Origin of the sequence: Agrobacterium rubi TR3 = NBRC 13261, from assembly GCF_000739935.1 — a bacterium.
Classification (GTDB): domain Bacteria; phylum Pseudomonadota; class Alphaproteobacteria; order Rhizobiales; family Rhizobiaceae; genus Agrobacterium; species Agrobacterium rubi.
In genome coordinates, this window is the sequence record NZ_BBJU01000017.1 from 61,783 (window position 1) to 79,068 (window position 17,286).

Genomic DNA, 17,286 nt, shown 5'->3' on the forward strand with positions numbered 1-17,286 from the left:
TGACAGGCACGGGAATGAGGGTGGTGAAGCGTTTCTAACAGTCTTCAAAATAAGGGCCTTAACATTTTGTCGCTGTTGTTTCCCGATGACGGCCCAACCCGTAACCGCTATAGAAACACGATGGAAACGGATGGAAAAAATCTGCGTCGCGGCTGGACGACCGGCGCTTGCGCGACGGCTGCGGCGAAAGCCGCCTGCACCGCGTTGCTGACCGGAGAGTTTCCATACCTTGTCGAGATCGAACTTCCAAGCGGCAAGCGTGTCGGCTTTTCGCTGGCAACCAGCCATCGCGGCGACGGCTTTGCCCGCGCAGGCGTTATCAAGGATGCAGGCGACGACCCTGATGTGACCCATGGCGCGCTGTTGGAAAGCACCGTGCGCCCCGGCAGACAGGGCACGGGCATCACCTTTAAGGCAGGCGTGGGTGTCGGCACCGTCACCCGTCCGGGTTTACCGCTGGCAGTCGGCGAGCCTGCCATCAACCCCGTGCCGCGCAAGATGATCGAAAAGGCCATCCACGAAGTTGCTGGAGAAAATGCCGATTTCGAGGTGGAGATATCGGTGGAGGATGGCGAGAAGATCGCAGAGAAGACGCTGAATGGCAGGCTGGGCATTCTCGGTGGCATTTCGATCCTCGGCACCACTGGCATCGTCATTCCCTTCTCCTGTTCCGCCTGGATTCACTCCATCTGGCGCGGCATAGACGTGGCCCGCGCCGAAGGGCTGACCCACATTCTCGGTGCCACCGGCAATGCCTCTGAAAAGGCGGGACAGGCCCTGCATGGCCTGCCGGAAACGGCGCTGATCGACATGGGCGACTTCATCGGCGGCATGCTGAAATATCTGCGAACTCACCCGGTCGAAAAACTGACCATTGCCGGTGGCGTTGCCAAGATGACGAAGCTGGCCCAGGGCATGCTGGACGTCCACTCCAAGCGGGGGCTTGCCGATCTGCATGCGCTGGCGAAGCTTGCCATGGAGGCGGGCGGCGATGACGGGCTAGCCGATGCCATCCGCCACGCCAACACCGTGTCCCATGCCTTTACGATGTCTGAAGCCGCAGGCATCGACCTTGGCGCAACGGTTGCCGCCAATGCGTGGAAAACAGCTGCCGACGCGCTGAATACGCCCGGCATGTCGCTAGAAATTCTGGTCTTCGACCGGGATGGCGTGCTGAAAGGGCGATCAGGCTTTGCGCCGTCAGCGCATCACGTCTCGGCTTTTCCTTCCGGCGAGCGGAATCGGCGAACATAATCCGTGCTGTAAAGCGCGCTTTCGCGGAAGTCCTGCGAGGCCAAGCCCTTGCCCACGAAAATCAGTGCCGTGCGTTCCACAGGTTCTTCCGCAAGCTTGGCCTCGATGTCGCCAAGGGTGCCGATGATCACGCGCTCTTCCGGCCACGAAGCACGGACCACGATAACAACCGGGCAATCCGCGCCGTAAAGCGGCGTCAGTTCCTCGACCACCTGCGCAATGGCGTGGATGGCGAGGTGAATGGCGAGCGTGGCGCCTGTCGCCCCGAAAGCCCTCAGATTTTCCCCCTCCGGCATTTTCGATGCGCGACCGGAAATGCGGGTCAGGATGAGGCTTTGCGCCACTTCCGGCACCGTCAGTTCTTTTCTCAAACTGGCGGCGGCGGCGGCAAAGGAGGGAACGCCGGGTGTGACGGTGTAATCCAGCCCCAGCCGCTCCAGTCTGCGGATTTGCTCACCCATCGCGCTCCAGACGGAGAGGTCGCCGGAATGAAGCCGGGCAACATCCTTGCCGTCACGGGCGGCCGCGACAAATTCGGCCTCGATCTCATCCAGCGAAAGCGCTGCGGTATCGATGATGCGTGCACCGGGTGGGCAATAGTCGATCAGGGCTTTCGGCACCAGCGAACCCGCATAGAGGCAGACGGGGCAAGCGGCGATGAGATCGCGCCCGCGCACGGTGATCAGGTCTGCGGCACCGGGGCCAGCACCGATAAAATGAACCGTCATGGTTGGTCTCCTGACACGGCAATCGCAATGGTAATATCGCCCAGCACAGAACGCGGCGCGATGAGCTTTGAATTCGGGCCACAGGCGGCAAGCGCCGACGCTTCGCTGAGACTTGGGGAGCCGGAATGCTTCAGGCTTGTTTCCGAGCGCGTGACCGTGCGTTCGCCCGCAGCTTCAAAATCCGCCTGCGCCACCACGACGAGGGCCATGCCTAAGCGTGTTGCTGCCTCCAGCAGACCCGGTTCATCGCCCTTGATCGGCGCTGTCGCGATGAAGTCGATCTTCACGTGATGAGCAAGGGCAACCTCGTGCAACGCGGCCATGATGGCGTGTGCGCCAACGCCCTTGCGACATCCGATACCGGCGACGATCATGGCTTGACCCACGACCATTGCGTAACCGGCATCGATGGCCGCCAGCCCTGCATGGTGCCGACAGGCGACGCACGTGCCACGTCTAGCCGGATCAGCGAACCACCAAGCCGGGCTTGTGCGGCAAGCAGAACCGCTTCCATTTCGAGCGTTACCGCATTGGCGACCAACCGGCCACCGGATTTGAGCGCGGCAATGGCACCGTCCAGCACGCCGTCTTCACTGCCTCCACCGCCGATGAAAATCGCATCCGGTGCTGGCAGGCCTTCAAAAGCATCCGGCGCTGTCCCGATTACCACCTCTAGACCCGGCACGCCGAAAGTCTCGGCATTGCGGCTGGCCCGTTCGGCGCGCTCCGGGTGTTGCTCGATGGCGATGGCGCGAAGGGAAGGGTGCGCTAGCATCCATTCGATGCCGATCGAGCCCGATCCGGCACCGATGTCCCACAGCAATTCGCCATGGCGTGGCGACAGGGATGACAGCGTCACAGCGCGGATTTCCCGCTTGGTGATCTGGCCGTCATGTTCGAAAAGCGCGTCGTCCAGCCCCTGCGCATAGCTGAGCACGCGTGATGTCTCGTCGGCGGCGACCTCGATGGCCACGACATTGAGCGGGTCGATAGTGTCGAAGGCGAAGCCCCTTGCCTCTGCGTTGCGCACCCGCTGATGCGGACCACCCAAGGCCTCCAGCAGTGTGAAGCGTGAGCCCCCGAAACCTGCCTCCGACACGAGCGCTGCCAGCAGGGCAGGGGCGTTTTCATCCGACGTCAGCGCGATGAGCTTTGCGCCAGGGTGCAGATGCGGGCGGATGAGATCGATGGAGCGGCCATGCAACGATACGCATTCCACATCCTGCAACGCCCAGCCCAGCCGTGATGCTGCGAGCGAAAAGGCCGAGGGAGCAGGGTAAGACACGGTTTCTTCCGCCGCAACTTGCCGCAACAGGGTAACGCCGACGCCGTAGTGGAAAGGGTCGCCGGAGGCGAGCACGCAGACGTTTCGATTTCGCAGCGCCACCACATCGCTCATGGCGACGTCGAACGGCGCAGGCCATGGCCGTGCTTCTCCGCGAATAGCGTCTGCCGCCAGCGCCAGATGCCGCCTGCCGCCAAAGACGAACTCGGCATTCTTGATGGCTGCGCGCGCTGCACTCCCTAGGCCCAACAAGCCGTCTTCGCCGATTCCGACGATAGAAAGCCAGGGCGCTACAGTCTTTTCGGTGGATGAAGCACTCAATCCCGCATATTCAGAGACCATGACACGCTCCATACTCATTCTTGGTGGCACGGCGGATGCCCGTATCCTGGCTGGCAGACTGGCCGGCGAATCCGGCTATCGTCTTCTGTTGTCCATGGCTGGTCGCACCCGTGATCCCGTTGCGCAACCGGTGCCTATGCGCAGCGGTGGCTTTGGTGGCGCGAGCGGGCTGGCGCGTTTCATCGAGGACAACGCCTTCGATCTGCTGGTCGATGCCACCCATCCCTATGCCGCGCGCATATCGGCCAATGCGGTCGAGGCGGCAGGCATAGCTGAAGTGCCGCTGGTGGCCCTGGAGCGTCCGGCGTGGGTGAGGACGCCGGGAGGCGATTGGCGCGAGGTGCCCGACGTCGACAGTGCCGTCACCGCTCTCGGGCAGGAAAGCTGCACCGCGTTTCTGGCCCTTGGCCGTCAGGAACTGCTGCCCTTTGAGGCCGCACCACAGCACCACTATCTCATTCGCAGCGTCGATCCCGTCGAGCCGCCGCTTGTCGTGCCCCAAGCGCGCTACATCACGGCCCGTGGACCCTTTGCTCTCGCCGATGAAATCGCCATGTTGCGCGAAAATGGCATTGAGGCGGTGGTCTGCAAAAACTCCGGCGGGGCGGCGGCCTACGGCAAGATCGAGGCGGCGCGGCAGCTGGGCATTCCCGTCATCATGATCGCACGTCCCGCGCATCCCTGTGGTGACACGGTCTCCGATATCGACACTGCGCTCAGCGCCATCCGCCATCAGCTTTCCCTTTTGGACGAGCGCGGCGAATAGACGATCGGCGCTTGTCCATCACGCTCGATCAACCGTGTTTCGACGGAGCCGACGATGATGCAGGTGGCCATATCAGCCATGTCGCTTGCGGCTTGTCCCAGCGGCACCACGCGCATGCGCTCATCCGCACGGCCTGCTGCGCGCCCGAAAATGACGGGCACGGTTTCAGGCAGATGGGCGCGCAACACATCGAACGCCGTCGCAAGCTGGTGAGGTCGGGCCTTGCTGACGGGATTGTAGAAGGCCATGACAAACCCGGCCTCAGCCGCAGCAATCAGTCTTTTTTCGATCAGCGACCATGGCTTGAGATTGTCCGACAGCGAAATAGCACAAAAATCATGCCCTAGAGGCGCACCCGCACGCGCCGCCACCGCCAGCATGGCCGTGACGCCGGGAACGACGTGGAAGTCGATATCGCGCCATTCGACGGGGCCGTTCTCGATGGCCTCGCAGACGGCAGCGGCCATGGCGAACACACCGGGATCACCGCCCGAAACGACGCAAACTTTACCACCGGCAGCAGCGATGGTCAGCGCGGCCTGCGCCCGGGAAAGCTCTTCGCGATTGTCCGAGGCATGACGGCGTTGATGGGGCCCAAGCGCCAGACGGTCGAGATAGGGAATATAGCCGAAGAAATCGTCCGCCTCACGCACGGCGGCGTGTGCTTCCGGCGTGATCTGGTCCGGGCTACCGGGCCCAAGCCCGACAACCGTCAACCGCCCGCTCATGCCGTTTCACCGACAGGGCGATCTTTCCAGCCGGGAACGAGAACCAGCGAGAAATAGGGCGCGGGCGATGCATCGCGTTCGATGAGCCTCATGGCATGGCCATTTTCCATCGTGCCGCGTTCGACATAAAGCGCGCTGTGCAGCTTGCCTGCTTTTTCGAGCGCCCGGCAAATTTTCGGCAGGTTGCGCCCGACCTTCATGATCACGGCGCCATCGGTGCCGGACAGGCGTTCGGTCAATGTTTCCTCGCCCAGCGTCCCCGGCAACACGCTCAAGATATCGTCGCCCTGCACAAGCGGCAGACCCGCCATGGACCAGCAACCGGACATGGCCGTGATACCGGCGACAACTTCCGCAGGGTAGGCCGGGGCCAGCCGCAGATGCAAGTGCATGTAGGAGCCGTAAAACAGCGGATCACCTTCCGACAGCACCGCGACGCTGCGACCGGCATCCAGATGAACGGCGATATCGCGCGCCGACTGATCAAAGAAGGCCGCGATGGCGCCTCTGTAGTCGTCTCCATTCTTGTCACTCTCGACCGTGACGGGGTAGACCAGTGGCATTTCCAGCGTGCCGGGGCGGATGAAGCTTTCGACGATACCGCGTCCATTGCCCTTGCTACCCTTCTTGCAGAAGAAGGCGACGACATCGGCATTCTCGATAGCACGCACCGCTTTCAGCGTCAAAAGCTCGGGATCACCGGGGCCTGTGCCGACACCGATCAGCTTGCCCTTCAGCACCGGCTGCGCCGCCGGATCGAACAAGGCCGCACTCATAGCCCGGCCCTCGCAATGGCGTTGATGGCAGCCGCTGTCATGGCAGAGCCACCCAGGCGGCCCTTGACGATGGCATAGGGTATGCCGAGCGGACTCTCCTCAAGCGCATCCTTGGATTCCGCCGCACCGACGAAACCGACAGGCATGCCAATAATGGCGGCGGGGCGGGGAGCGCCTCGCTCCAGCATTTCCAGCAGATAAAAAAGCGCGGTGGGCGCGTTGCCTATGGCAACCAGCGCACCTTCCATCTGGTCGACCCAGAGATCGAGCGCGGCTGCAGACCGGGTATTGCCGATCTGCTTGGCAAGGTCGGGCGTGCGCAGATCGCGCAGCGTGCAGATTACCGGATTGCCAGCGGGCAACCGCGCATGTGTAACCCCATGCGCCACCATATTGGCATCGCACAGGATCGGCTTGCCAGCCAGAAGCGCGCCACGTGCGGCATCCACGAAGTCAGGCGAAAAACGGAAGTGCTGCGCGGCTTCCACCTGCCCGCAGGCGTGGATCATCCTGATAGCGATATCGGCCTGATCCGGCGTAAAAGCCGTCAGGTCCGCCTCTTCGCGGATCATCGCAAAGGAGCGCTCATAGATCGCGTTGCCATCGCGGATATAGTCGTATTCAGTCATCTCGTATCCTGTCGGAGCGCCGCTACGATCCGCTCCTTGCCGAGACGGGCAAGCAGGGTGCGGGCATTTTCTCCGGGCTTATGTTCTTTTTCATATAATCGGGCAAGCCGCGAAAGTGCCGCCTTGCGGTCAGCGAGCGGCAAAACCGCCTGCGGTGTGTCGGAAACGCGACCTGAAAAGGTAAGGGCCAGCCCTTCGGACGAGCCCGCAAAGGCCAGTGTGGCAGGCGTTGGGTGCGCGCAACCCTTACCGCAGCCCGAAAGATGCAGCGTAAACGAGCCATCCAGCAAGGACGCACAGTCCGTCGCCGCATGTTCGGCTAGGTCTCGCGTGGAGATAACCCCCGAAGCGCAGGCCGGTTTTCCAGCGCAGACGGCGATGGAAGAGCGCGGATCATCGGCACCGGTCACAAAACCGGCGTCCCGCGCATGATCGAGAAGGGCCCGGCATGCCTCATGGCTGCCGGTGAAAAACATGGCATGCGCTGGCCCGGGCCGCAAACGCTGTAGTCCCAGTGTCGAAGCATGGTGGCAAAGGGCAGCGAGCATGTCTGCGCCGATTTGCCCGAAGGCGGGCGCAACAACTGCTGCAAACACATCGTTCGAAAGGCGCATAATACCGTAGGGACGTGCGTTGTTACAACGGGCGACGGTAGTGGCATACGGAGCGTTGGCCCCCTTATCCGACCTTTCAGGCAAACGCCTCACGTCGACCAATCGACCCGCACATACGGCCCGTACCTGTTCAATATCCAGGTCACGACCGCGCGTATCAGAACCCCGTTCGGCAAGACACATCAGAAGATCAATCACGCTATCGGCAACATGTTCCGTCCGCAGCAAACCCGCCTGCAACGCCTTATCTTCGGCGCCACCCAGCATGAGTTGCCAAAACACGTGATCGCTGACACGAGTGGCCTTGAGCCTGATATCCGCAAGCAGATCACCCATGTCCACAAGACCACCGCCATCGACGATGACGGACAACTTCGCAGCCAGCTTTTCATGCAGTTGAAGCGCATCCGCTCGCGCGCATATCCGGCTTACGATATCGCGCGTATCGGCAATTTCCGTTTGGTCGATCCCGGTGAGGGGCGATGTTTCCACCGTCAATCCCTGCCGCAATGGCAGATCAAGAGCGAGAACATCGCGTTCCAGAGCCTCGGCGCTCTCAGCCGTCAGGCCACGAAATTGCAGCCCGCCCCGCGCGGTGATGTCCATCAGCCCGTTGCCGTGCTGGATTGCGAGGGCGCACAGCGCCTCCAGATCAGAGGGCGAGATAGGATCCGTGAAGGCGATGCGCGATAAAAGTCCGTCCCCCGTCTGCATCGGAGCCGACAGGGCCGGGCAAACGCCGCGACGCGTGAAAGGCTGGACATCCACAGGGCCGAAAGCACTCATGCCTCTACCCTCGCCGATTTCGGCGCAACGAGCATTTCCAGCTCTGCATCCACGGCATTGCGGCGGCTGTGCCAGAGGCCGCGGCGGCGGGCAGAGAGAAAACGCTGCGCCATCACCTCTGCCGCCTGCGGGTTTTCCCGTAGAATGAAATCTCTGATATCCTCATTGCCGAAATAGGCGTCGTAGACCGCTTCTATCAATGAGGACGACACCGCGTGAGTGGTCTCGGCAAAGCCGATCAGCCTGTCGACCGTCTCGGCAAATTCCGCAGCACCGCGCGGCCCGTGCCGCATCTGCCCGGCAATGAAGCGCGGATTGATGGCGCGGGCGCGCACCACGCGGGTAATGGCCTGCGCAATGGAACGGGCGCGGGGACGCGCGGGATCGGTCGTATCGAGCGCCACGACATCGGCGGATTGCCCAAGGGCCGCCTTGGCTGCCGCAAAGCCACCGATAAAGGCGACGTCGGACGAACCATCGAGCAGATCACGGCCCGGATCGTCGCCCGTATGAACCAGAAGATCGGCCTTTTCCACTTGGCCTGCAAAGCTGGCATCGGCAAACACACCAAGCCCGTTCGCCCCGCCAAAAGCATGGCTTGCGGCGTCCAGATAGATCTGGCCCAGCTCTTCGCGCGCATCCCAGCGCCCGTTTGCCAGCTTTTCCTCGATGCCAGCACCGTAGGTGCCGGGTGCCGAACCGAAAATGCGGGCAGGGATACGGCCGAGGCTGGCGGCCTCTTCTCCCAAGGGGTTATCACCCGGTGATTCTTCACGGCGCGCAATGGCTTTTGCGGCAGCATCCAGCAGGGCAATCAGCGCCGGAAACATATCGCGGAACAGGCCGGAAATGCGGAATGTCACATCTACGCGGGGCCTTCCCAAAGCCGCTGGCGGCAGCACTTCGATGCCCGTGACGCGGCCCGTGCCTTGATCATAGATCGGTCGTGCGCCCATCAGGTGCAGCGCCTGGCCGACATCTTCGCCGCCATTGCGCAGAGAGGCCGAGCCCCAGAGATCGAAGACGATATTCCTCGGCCAATCGCCATGGCTTTGCAGATGGTGCCGCAAGACTTCTTCACCCGCCATGCGGCCCAGCTCGAAAGCGGTCGGGGTCGGCATGGTGCGCGGGTCGGCAGCGTAAAGATTACGCCCCGTCGGCAACACATCCAGCCGTCCGCGCGCTGGCGCACCAGATGGGCCGGGCGTAATGTGCCGTCCGTTGAGAGCAGCCAACAAAGACACTTTTTCCGCTATCGCACTATTACGCCTGAAGACATCCGGCTCATCATCCGCGCAGCGACCGAACACATGCTGGCCGTCCTTGATCGCGAAATCCTTGAGATCGCAGAGAAACGCATCGATGCGTGACAGTGCGGTATCGGCATCATCCTGCGTGTCGATACCGGCATCGGCTGCTAATCCCGTTTCCTGCGCCTTTTCGAAGATCAGTTTGGCCAACCGGTCGCGGCGGCGACGGTCCAAACCATCGGCCTGGGCATATTCGTCGACAAGCTGTTCCAACGCCATCTGCTCCGACGAAAGCCCGGCATCGACCAAGACGGGCGGAATATGCCCGATGGTCACAGCCGCGATGCGCCGCTTCGCAACCGCCGCTTCCCCCGGATTGGAGACGATGAAGGGATAGATCACGGGCAGTGAGCCGGTGACGATTTCAGGGAAACAGGCTTGCGATAGCGCAACGGTCTTACCTGGCAGCCATTCAAGCGTCCCATGGGCGCCGACGTGAATGACGGCATGCGCCTCGAGGCTTTTCCGCATCCAGGCCCCGAAGGCGACCAGCGCATGCCGAGGGGGCAGGGCCGGGTCGTGATAATCCACCCGCCGGTTTTCGTTCCGACCACGATCAGGCGCAAGAGCAACTGTTACGGAGCCGAATCGAGCCGCGCGGAAATGGAAGACACCATCTTTAACGGCCTCATCGTTTTCTGCATGGCCCCACGTCTCATCCAAAGCCAGATTGGCAGTTTGGGGCAGGGCGCTGCGAAACGCTGAATACTCGGCCAGCCCAAAAGCAGCCGTCTCGCTTTCAACGCGGTCGAGCAAAGCCCGAGGCGTTTCGGGAATATCGCCCACCGCATAACCGGCATCGCGCAGATCGCGCAACATCTCCAGAACACTCTGCGGCACGTCCAGACCCACCGCATAACCGGTGCGCCCCGGTGCGGCGCCGGGATAATCCGGTATCAAAATAACAATCCGCCGCTCTGATGGAGCCGCGTTTTTCAGCCGCAGAAATGAAGAAATGCGTTCAGCGACCTGTTCGACACGATCAGACTCCGGGCAATGCACCAGCCCGCGCCCACCTTCTGGATCGGGCTGCTTGAAAGAGATCGCCCCGGCGAGAATGCGTCCATCCAGCTCCGGCAACACCACATGCATGGCCAGATCGGACGGATTGAGGCCGCGCATGTTGTCCGCCCAGCCGTCCCGCCGGGTGGTGGCCATGATGACCTGAAAGGTCGCGACACCCAGCCGGTCAAACAGGCTTCTGCCATCGTCGTCCGAATGGCTGGCAAAGGCCGTGGCCGCAATCATCGCCGCTGGCTTCAAAGTGACAAGAGTGTCTTCCAGAAACCGGATCGCATCTGAGTCCTTCAAACCGCTGACGAAGATCGGCAGCGGCGAAAATCCGCGTGAGTTCAACGCTTCATAAAGCGCATCGATGGGGGCGACGTCTGCCGCCATCAGCATGGAACGGTAAAACAGGATAGGAACAAGCGCCATGCCGTCTTCACGGCCATCCAGCGCTGCCGGAAGGTCAACCACGCCTTCACCAGGCCGGTAGAACCCGCATTTGGGCAAAGGTTCAGCGACGACATCCGGCCAGGCGCCTTCTCGCGCAAACGCAGCAAGCAATCTCGCAACCCGGTCCATATTCTCCGGCCCGCCCTCGCGGAAGAACGATAGAATTCTGGACTGCGTCGGTAGATCGACGGTGGAGGCAACCTCAAGCTTTTCATCGCGCTCGCTGCATTCGCCGGGCAGAAGTACGAGCCTGATACCACGCCGACGCGCCATTCTCGACAGCTCGTCCACGCCGTATCGCCAGCGATCGGCACCACCGAGAATCCGGATAAGGATCAGCTTGGCGTGTTCCGCCGTCTTTTCGATCCACAGATCGACCGACATGGGATGGCGAAGTTCGGAGAGGTTGGCGGACACGAAGGACACCGAACCATCCGTGCTACGCTGCCATCCGCGCTTCAGCCCCCCGAGGTCGCTGGCCGAAAAAGACAGCACCACCACATCCGCCTGACCCTGGTTGAGATCAACCGGCTCGATCAGGTCGTCCAGAGACGAGGATGTGGTGGCGAGGATGTGCATGGATCAGGCAGCCAGCATCCGCTCGATTTTCGCGCGGTCGAGACCCTTTTCACCGATCACCACCAGATGGCTGCGGCGCACCTCGCCTGCTGCCCATGGACGGTCGAAATAATGGTTGACGCGCGAGCCGACCGCCTGGACCTGCAACCGCATCGGCTTGGCGGACACTTCGACAAAACCCTTGATGCGCAGCACGTTTTCAGATGCTGCCGTTTCCGAGATACGCGCAGCCAAAGCCTCGGCGTCGGTGACGGCATCCAGTTCCACGACGAAGCTGTCGAACTCGTCGTGATCGTGGTCTTCTTCCTCATCGTGATGGGTGTGGCGGTTTTCGATATCCTCTTCCACCGCAAGGCCAAGGCCGATCAGAACGGCAGGATCAACCACGCCATTGGAGGCCACGACGATCTTCGCAGCCTTCGGCAGATGCGCGTTGATATGGGCCTTTGCGCGTTCAAGACCCGCTGCATCCAGCAAATCGCCTTTTGTGAGAACGATGAGGTCTGCGCAGGCAATCTGGTCTTCGAAGACCTCTTCGACCGGATCATCGTGATCCAGCGCCTCGTCGTTTTGGCGCTGAGCGGCCAGCGCTTCCAGATCATGCGACACCATGCCATCGGCCAGGGCGACACCATCGGCCACGGCCACCACCGCATCCACCGTCACTCGGCTTTTGATCGCGGGCCACTGGAAGGCCTGTACGAGTGGCTTCGGCAGAGCGAGGCCCGATGTTTCGATCAGAATATGCTCGACGCGTGGCTCGCGGCTCAGAATCTGCTCGATGGCGGGCTGGAAATCATCCGCCACCGTGCAGCAGATGCAGCCATTGGCCAATTCCACGATGTTTTCTTCCGGGCAGCTTTCGATGCCGCAGCCTTTCAGGATATCGCCATCAATGCCGACATCGCCAAACTCGTTGACGATGATGGCCAGCCGCTTGCCCTCGAGCTTTTCCAGAAGGCCGCGCAGAAGCGTGGTTTTGCCCGCGCCCAGAAAGCCGGTGATGATGGTGCAGGGAACGCGGTTGAGCGTGGTCATTATGTCTCCTCGGTAAAATTCAAAGGGGGAATGCGGGCAACAAGGCCACGCTTTAAACTGTCGGGCCGTCCGCGCCATGGCATCAGGCCATCGGGTGCTGAAGACAACAGGCGCGCGCCGACCAGCAAGTCGGCAGCGTCGTCTTCGCTCAACGATCCGAACATGTAGGACCAGCCATCGGCGCTGCGCACCGCGGCACTCAAGCCACGCTTGCAATTGGCAAGGCAGTTGACGCTGCGTACATCGACACCTTCAGCCTGACCGAGTGCAACAGCAGCCTGCGCAAGGGTCGCACCGGTGCGAGGGTCCGCGTTCGGATCGGCTTCCGACCGGCAACTGCGGCAAACGTAAACCACGACGCCGGGCGCGGTGTCACGGTCCGTCTTTTCATTCAGGCTTGATGATGTCGATGTCATATCCAAGGGTATGGTTTCCGCGCCTTTGCAATGGTCTCGGGGTGCGGATATCGAAAACGGCATGCGGATCAACGCAACGCCATCGTTCGAACAACCGACTGACCGGAGCACCCCGCCCGGCAGACGTTTTTCCTGAAACGGCAGGTCTCCTGGCTTGCGGCTTCGACACCCTTGCGCCGCCTTCCCGGACTCATTCGTCCAGTGGCTTTCGGCGCGGGCTCACCGCTTACAGTTGCGGGGGCAGCCACGGGTTGGTTCGCACACGCGAATGGCACCGTGTTCCCTCTTAGCTTTTCCCGTTGCCGGAAAAAGACCGTCAGTCCTTAACCCTTATGCCCTGCGGTGCTTTTGTGTCAATGCCGCCGTGTCATTGCCGTGGAACACGTTTTGGCTATAGTCGCCGCTTTGAAAAAGCATGAGACCCGGAAGGATGAGCCACTATGACCCGTGACATAAGCGATAGCGAGGCCGAACGTCACCGCGCCAAGATGGTCAACCGCAAGGCGGTGCAGGATGCCGAAGTCTCGGAAAAGACCATCGAAAAAGGTCTGCTGATGATCAACACCGGCCCCGGCAAAGGCAAATCCACTGCTGCCTTCGGCTTGGCGCTGCGCATGCTGGGCACCGGCAGGCGTGTCGGCATCGTCCAGTTCATCAAGGGGGCTTGGTCGACCGGCGAGCAGGGGGCGTTGGCCCTGTTTGGCGACCGTGTCGAATGGCGTACCATGGGCGAAGGTTTCACGTGGGACACTCAGGATCTGAAGCGAGACGTCGCTGCTGCCACCAAGGCGTGGGAAGAGGCAAAGACGCTGATGGCCGATGAAACCATCGGTCTTGTGGTGCTTGATGAGCTCAACATCGCGCTGCGCTATGATTATCTGTCGTTGGAAGAGGTGGTCGAAACCCTGCAGAACCGCCGCGATGGCTTGCACGTCATCGTCACCGGTCGCAACGCCAAACAGCTGCTGATCGACGCCGCCGACATGGTGACGGAGATGACGCTGGTGAAACACCACTTCAAGGCGGGCGTCAAAGCGCAGTCGGGCATCGAGTATTAATCCATGACAGCGCGCGTTCTCATGTTTCAAGGCACCGGCTCCGATGTCGGCAAGTCGCTGATGGTGGCGGGGCTGGCGCGCGCTTTCGTGCGACGTGGCTTGTCCGTCATGCCGTTCAAGCCGCAAAACATGTCCAACAATGCCGCCGTCACCGCCGATGGTGGGGAGATTGGCCGGGCGCAGGCATTGCAGGCGCGGGCGGCGGGCGTACCGCTTTCCGTCCACATGAACCCGGTGCTGCTCAAACCCCAGAGCGAGACGGGCGCGCAGGTGGTGGTGCAGGGCAAGGTCATCGGCAACGCCAAGGCCGCTGACTACCAGCACATGAAAGCCGGGTTGATGCCGCGCGTGCTGGAAAGTTTCGATCATCTCAAAACCATGGCTGATCTCGTATTGGTGGAAGGTGCGGGCAGTGCTTCGGAAGTCAATCTTCGTGCCAATGACATCGCCAATATGGGCTTTGCCCGCGCAGCCAATGCCCCCGTGATCCTGATCGGCGATATCGACAGAGGCGGTGTGATTGCCAGTCTCGTCGGCACGAAGACGGTTCTGGATAGGGCGGACGCGGCGATGATCGAAGGCTTCATCGTCAATCGTTTCAGAGGCGATCCAAGTCTGTTCGATGAGGGCATGCGGATCATTTCGGAGAAGACCGGCTGGAACCCGATTGGCCTCTTGCCGCATTTTGCCGATGCCAGCCGCCTGCCCGCTGAGGATGCTTTAGGGTTGAGTGGAGCTGGCGAAAGAAAGCCTGACGCGAAAATTCGGATCGCGGTTCCTATCCTGCCGCATATCTCCAACTTCGATGACCTTGATCCCTTGGAGGCCGAGCCGGACGTCGAGCTTGTCCGCGTACGCCAGGGAGACGTCATTCCGACAGATTGTACGCTGGTGCTGCTGTGCGGTTCCAAATCCACCATCGCCGATCTGACGGCGCTGAAACATGCTGGTCTCGACGTGGATATCAAAGCGCATGTGCGGCGTGGAGGCTATGTGCTTGGCGTGTGCGGCGGCTATCAGATGCTCGGGAAAACCGTGGCTGATCCAGAGGGCATCGAAGGCGCTCCCACCGCGATCGAAGGGCTTGGCTTGCTCGACGTGGACACCGTGCTGACGGGTGACAAACGGCTCGTTTCGGTAACCGGCCAGAGCTTTGATCAAATCTCCTTCTCCGGCTATGAAATGCATGTGGGCGTCACCGCCGGACCGGATGATATTCGCCCGTTCTCCACCATCGGCAACCACATCGAAGGCGCTATGTCCCCGAATGGACGCGTGTTTGGCACCTATATTCATGGCCTGTTTGCCGATGACCGCCAACGCAGCGCATGGTTAAAACGGCTGGGTGGGGAAAACTCGACGCTCCATTACGAGGAACAGGTGGATGCGGTTCTCGACCGGCTGGCCGACCATATGGAGCGTCATCTCGATCTCGATGCTCTCTTGGCTATAGCACGATAGCTAAGGCCAATATCCCGAACAATGCAATCAACATGGCGTCTGCAATGCGTGTGAGCTTCAGGGCCCGGCGAATATCGGCAGCGTTCAAATCCCGCCGCCCACCTTCACCCATGAACCGCGCTTCGATCATCTGCCTGCCATAAGAGCGTGGACCGGCCAGCGCAAAACCCAGAGCACCTGCCATTGCGGCTTCCGGCCATCCGGCATTGGGCGAACGGTGATGGCGCGCATCACGGAAAATCGCCTGCAAGCCCTGACGAGGCGAGGCACCTTTTACAAAAAACGCGGCCAGAACGAACAAGAGGGCGGTGAGACGGGAGGCGGGAAGATTGACCAGATCATCTAGCCGTGCGGAGGCCCAGCCGAAGGCTTCATGGCGTGGAGAGCGATGGCCGATCATGCTGTCCGCCGTGTTGATCGCCTTGTAACCGGTGCCACCGGGCAGCCCAAGAAGCCCGAGCCAAAGCGAGGGTGCGACAATGCCATCGGAGAAATTTTCTGCCAGACTTTCAATCGCCGCCCGGCAGACAGCGGCTTCATCCAGCGTTTCGGGATCACGGCCGACGATCATCGACACCGCCTTGCGGCCACCCTCAATACCGTCACGTTCCAAAGCCACCGCCACCGCCTGGACATGCTGCTCCAGACTTTTCTGCGCTGGAAGCGAAGCGCCAAGCACTGCAACGAGGATCAGACCGAGCGGAAGCCAAAGAAGGGCCGACTGCAATAAAGAGGCAATCAATACCGTCGACCCCAGAAAAACAGCGAGAGCTATGACGCCGAAGCCCTTGCTACGCGAAAATGAATCGTGTTCTCGGTTCCATTTTCTGTCGAGGAAGGCGATAAGCGAACCGATCCAGGTCACGGGGTGGCCGATGCGTTTGAACAGCCAGTCGGGATATCCGACAAGGCGTTCGATCAGCAGGGACAGGAAAGCGAGAGCGAAGAACATGGGCGAGAGGGTACCAGACAAAGCGCAACCGGCGATCCGCCATGGGGGCAATCTGGGACGGGCGCGCCAGCTTTTTCCTAGGGCACCTGAACCGTGGATCGACCTTTCCACCGGGATCAATCCGCACTCCTACCCCCATTCGCCCATTCCCGCCAGCGCCTTTGCCCGCCTGCCAGAACCGGGTGCCGTGGAAACGCTGAAAGATATCGCAGCAGCGGCCTTTGGCGCACCTTCGGAGGCGCACATCGTGGCGGCGCCGGGAACGCAAATGCTGATGCCACTTCTTGCGCAGATGGCGGTTGGACGTGGCGCAGAACGCTGTGGTGTCCTGTCGCCCGCCTATGCGGAACATGCTCGCACTGCACGAATGGCGGGACTATCGGTCAGCGAAGTCGATGATTTTGCCGATCTCGCTGCCTTCGACTACGCCGTCGTCATCAACCCAAACAATCCCGATGGACGCGTGTTGGAACGCTTGGAACTGCTGTCCCTAGCTGATGCCATGCGCAAAAAAGGCGGACTACTGGTGGTGGACGAGGCCTTCATTGAAACAGGCTATGCCGAAAGCATTGCCGACGCGACGACCTCACACAACCTTGTTGTCCTGCGCTCCTTCGGCAAGTTCTATGGCATGGCAGGCGTGCGCCTCGGCTTCGCCGTGGCCCATCCCGATACCGCCGGAGACATCGAATCAAGGCTGGGACCGTGGGCGGTCTCCGGTCCTGCGCTGCATATCGCAATCGAAGCGCTGGCAGACGATACGTGGCGTCATAACATGAGAACCCGGCTAAGAGAGGATTCGAGACGGCTGAATGATCGCTTGAGCGCAGCCGGTCTTTCGCGTTTCGGGGGAACGTCCCTTTTCACTCTGGTCAGAGATGAACGAGCACCTACTTTATTCACCCACTTGATGGAAAACGGTATTCTCACGCGCAGTTTCGATGAAAGGCCAGCCGATCTCCGCTTTGGCCTGCCGGGCGAAGACGCGGAATGGGCAAGACTGGAAGCGGCCTTGGCCAGCTTTTGAAGCCCGATCTCAGTCAACTTTCGTCATCCTCGGGCCTGTCCCGAGGATCTAACGAACCCCAACATCAAACGTGGTCAGA

The 17,286-nt window shown here is 61.2% G+C and carries 16 protein-coding genes and 1 riboswitch; of the genes, 5 read left to right on the forward strand and 11 right to left on the reverse strand.

Features of this window, described 5'->3' with window-relative positions:
* Positions 1–120: 120 nt before the first annotated feature.
* Positions 121–1,254 (forward strand): cobalt-precorrin-5B (C(1))-methyltransferase, encoded by a 1,134-nt coding sequence (locus RRU01S_RS14550; RefSeq protein WP_045231088.1) that lies wholly within the window; start codon positions 121–123, stop codon positions 1,252–1,254.
* Here the strand turns inward: RRU01S_RS14550 and cobM are convergent.
* The 3 genes from cobM to RRU01S_RS14565 are packed head-to-tail and all read right to left on the reverse strand — an operon-like array spanning position 1,209 to position 3,609.
* Positions 1,209–1,982, reverse strand: coding sequence for a precorrin-4 C(11)-methyltransferase (cobM, locus tag RRU01S_RS14555; protein ID WP_045231016.1), 774 nt, complete (start codon positions 1,980–1,982; stop codon positions 1,209–1,211). The genes RRU01S_RS14550 and cobM overlap by 46 nt on opposite strands.
* Positions 1,979–2,374 (reverse strand): cobalamin biosynthesis protein, encoded by a 396-nt coding sequence (locus RRU01S_RS14560; protein WP_081880086.1) that lies wholly within the window; start codon positions 2,372–2,374, stop codon positions 1,979–1,981. Before RRU01S_RS14560 ends, cobM begins: the two co-directional genes overlap by 4 nt.
* On the reverse strand, positions 2,353–3,609 hold the full coding sequence (locus RRU01S_RS14565) for a bifunctional cobalt-precorrin-7 (C(5))-methyltransferase/cobalt-precorrin-6B (C(15))-methyltransferase (RefSeq protein WP_045231090.1): 1,257 nt from the start codon (positions 3,607–3,609) through the stop codon (positions 2,353–2,355). The genes RRU01S_RS14560 and RRU01S_RS14565 overlap by 22 nt, the downstream gene beginning before the upstream one ends.
* Between RRU01S_RS14565 and RRU01S_RS14570 the strand changes: the two genes are divergently transcribed.
* Positions 3,608–4,375, forward strand: coding sequence for a cobalt-precorrin-6A reductase (locus tag RRU01S_RS14570; RefSeq protein WP_045231017.1), 768 nt, complete (start codon positions 3,608–3,610; stop codon positions 4,373–4,375). The two genes, RRU01S_RS14565 and RRU01S_RS14570, sit on opposite strands and share 2 nt — an antisense overlap.
* Here the strand turns inward: RRU01S_RS14570 and RRU01S_RS14575 are convergent.
* Genes RRU01S_RS14575 through RRU01S_RS14605 form a run of 7 tightly spaced genes read right to left on the reverse strand, consistent with a single transcriptional unit; the run spans position 4,342 to position 12,709 of the window.
* The gene (locus tag RRU01S_RS14575) at positions 4,342–5,103 is read right to left on the reverse strand and encodes a precorrin-3B C(17)-methyltransferase (RefSeq protein ID WP_045231018.1); all 762 of its coding nucleotides are present in this window, start codon (positions 5,101–5,103) and stop codon (positions 4,342–4,344) included. The two genes, RRU01S_RS14570 and RRU01S_RS14575, sit on opposite strands and share 34 nt — an antisense overlap.
* The gene (locus RRU01S_RS14580; protein WP_045231019.1) at positions 5,100–5,879 is read right to left on the reverse strand and encodes a precorrin-2 C(20)-methyltransferase; all 780 of its coding nucleotides are present in this window, start codon (positions 5,877–5,879) and stop codon (positions 5,100–5,102) included. The genes RRU01S_RS14575 and RRU01S_RS14580 overlap by 4 nt, the downstream gene beginning before the upstream one ends.
* Positions 5,876–6,508 (reverse strand): precorrin-8X methylmutase, encoded by a 633-nt coding sequence (locus RRU01S_RS14585; RefSeq protein ID WP_045231020.1) that lies wholly within the window; start codon positions 6,506–6,508, stop codon positions 5,876–5,878. Before RRU01S_RS14585 ends, RRU01S_RS14580 begins: the two co-directional genes overlap by 4 nt.
* Complete coding sequence (gene cobG, locus RRU01S_RS14590) at positions 6,505–7,908, reverse strand: precorrin-3B synthase (RefSeq protein ID WP_045231021.1); 1,404 nt, start codon at positions 7,906–7,908, stop codon at positions 6,505–6,507. Before cobG ends, RRU01S_RS14585 begins: the two co-directional genes overlap by 4 nt.
* Positions 7,905–11,255 (reverse strand): cobaltochelatase subunit CobN, encoded by a 3,351-nt coding sequence (gene cobN / locus RRU01S_RS14595; protein ID WP_045231022.1) that lies wholly within the window; start codon positions 11,253–11,255, stop codon positions 7,905–7,907. The genes cobG and cobN overlap by 4 nt, the downstream gene beginning before the upstream one ends.
* Before the next feature lie 3 nt (positions 11,256–11,258).
* Complete coding sequence (gene cobW / locus RRU01S_RS14600; protein WP_045231091.1) at positions 11,259–12,296, reverse strand: cobalamin biosynthesis protein CobW; 1,038 nt, start codon at positions 12,294–12,296, stop codon at positions 11,259–11,261.
* Entirely contained in the window at positions 12,293–12,709 is a 417-nt protein-coding gene (locus RRU01S_RS14605) for a DUF1636 family protein (protein WP_045231092.1), read from the reverse strand. The genes cobW and RRU01S_RS14605 overlap by 4 nt, the downstream gene beginning before the upstream one ends.
* A gap of 122 nt (positions 12,710–12,831) precedes the next feature.
* Positions 12,832–13,042, reverse strand: a riboswitch (cobalamin riboswitch).
* 107 nt (positions 13,043–13,149) lie between these two features.
* Between RRU01S_RS14605 and cobO the strand changes: the two genes are divergently transcribed.
* Both cobO and RRU01S_RS14615 read left to right on the forward strand, forming a co-directional pair.
* Entirely contained in the window at positions 13,150–13,767 is a 618-nt protein-coding gene (cobO, locus tag RRU01S_RS14610) for a cob(I)yrinic acid a,c-diamide adenosyltransferase (protein ID WP_045231023.1), read from the forward strand.
* A gap of 3 nt (positions 13,768–13,770) precedes the next feature.
* On the forward strand, positions 13,771–15,228 hold the full coding sequence (locus tag RRU01S_RS14615) for a cobyric acid synthase (RefSeq protein WP_045231024.1): 1,458 nt from the start codon (positions 13,771–13,773) through the stop codon (positions 15,226–15,228).
* On the opposite strand, the gene cbiB is transcribed toward RRU01S_RS14615, so the two are convergent.
* Positions 15,215–16,180, reverse strand: a complete 966-nt coding sequence (cbiB, locus tag RRU01S_RS14620; protein ID WP_045231025.1) for an adenosylcobinamide-phosphate synthase CbiB — start codon at positions 16,178–16,180, stop codon at positions 15,215–15,217. The genes RRU01S_RS14615 and cbiB overlap by 14 nt on opposite strands.
* Between cbiB and cobD the strand changes: the two genes are divergently transcribed.
* The gene (gene cobD / locus RRU01S_RS14625) at positions 16,179–17,207 is read left to right on the forward strand and encodes a threonine-phosphate decarboxylase CobD (protein ID WP_045231026.1); all 1,029 of its coding nucleotides are present in this window, start codon (positions 16,179–16,181) and stop codon (positions 17,205–17,207) included. The genes cbiB and cobD overlap by 2 nt on opposite strands.
* The last annotated feature ends 79 nt before the right edge of the window (positions 17,208–17,286 follow it).

What these genes read in the sequence shown, in the direction of transcription:
- RRU01S_RS14550 (WP_045231088.1), top strand. Translation starts at nt 121, where the DNA reads ATGGAAACGGATGGAAAAAATCTGCGTCGCGGCTGGACGACCGGCGCT.
- cobM (WP_045231016.1), bottom strand. Translation starts at nt 1,982, where the DNA reads ATGACGGTTCATTTTATCGGTGCTGGCCCCGGTGCCGCAGACCTGATC.
- RRU01S_RS14560 (WP_081880086.1), bottom strand. Translation starts at nt 2,374, where the DNA reads ATGGTCGTGGGTCAAGCCATGATCGTCGCCGGTATCGGATGTCGCAAG.
- RRU01S_RS14570 (WP_045231017.1), top strand. Translation starts at nt 3,608, where the DNA reads ATGACACGCTCCATACTCATTCTTGGTGGCACGGCGGATGCCCGTATC.
- RRU01S_RS14565 (WP_045231090.1), bottom strand. Translation starts at nt 3,609, where the DNA reads ATGGTCTCTGAATATGCGGGATTGAGTGCTTCATCCACCGAAAAGACT.
- RRU01S_RS14575 (WP_045231018.1), bottom strand. Translation starts at nt 5,103, where the DNA reads ATGAGCGGGCGGTTGACGGTTGTCGGGCTTGGGCCCGGTAGCCCGGAC.
- RRU01S_RS14580 (WP_045231019.1), bottom strand. Translation starts at nt 5,879, where the DNA reads ATGAGTGCGGCCTTGTTCGATCCGGCGGCGCAGCCGGTGCTGAAGGGC.
- RRU01S_RS14585 (WP_045231020.1), bottom strand. Translation starts at nt 6,508, where the DNA reads ATGACTGAATACGACTATATCCGCGATGGCAACGCGATCTATGAGCGC.
- cobG (WP_045231021.1), bottom strand. Translation starts at nt 7,908, where the DNA reads ATGAGTGCTTTCGGCCCTGTGGATGTCCAGCCTTTCACGCGTCGCGGC.
- cobN (WP_045231022.1), bottom strand. Translation starts at nt 11,255, where the DNA reads ATGCACATCCTCGCCACCACATCCTCGTCTCTGGACGACCTGATCGAG.
- RRU01S_RS14605 (WP_045231092.1), bottom strand. Translation starts at nt 12,709, where the DNA reads ATGACATCGACATCATCAAGCCTGAATGAAAAGACGGACCGTGACACC.
- cobO (WP_045231023.1), top strand. Translation starts at nt 13,150, where the DNA reads ATGACCCGTGACATAAGCGATAGCGAGGCCGAACGTCACCGCGCCAAG.
- RRU01S_RS14615 (WP_045231024.1), top strand. Translation starts at nt 13,771, where the DNA reads ATGACAGCGCGCGTTCTCATGTTTCAAGGCACCGGCTCCGATGTCGGC.
- cobD (WP_045231026.1), top strand. Translation starts at nt 16,179, where the DNA reads ATGGGCGAGAGGGTACCAGACAAAGCGCAACCGGCGATCCGCCATGGG.
- cbiB (WP_045231025.1), bottom strand. Translation starts at nt 16,180, where the DNA reads ATGTTCTTCGCTCTCGCTTTCCTGTCCCTGCTGATCGAACGCCTTGTC.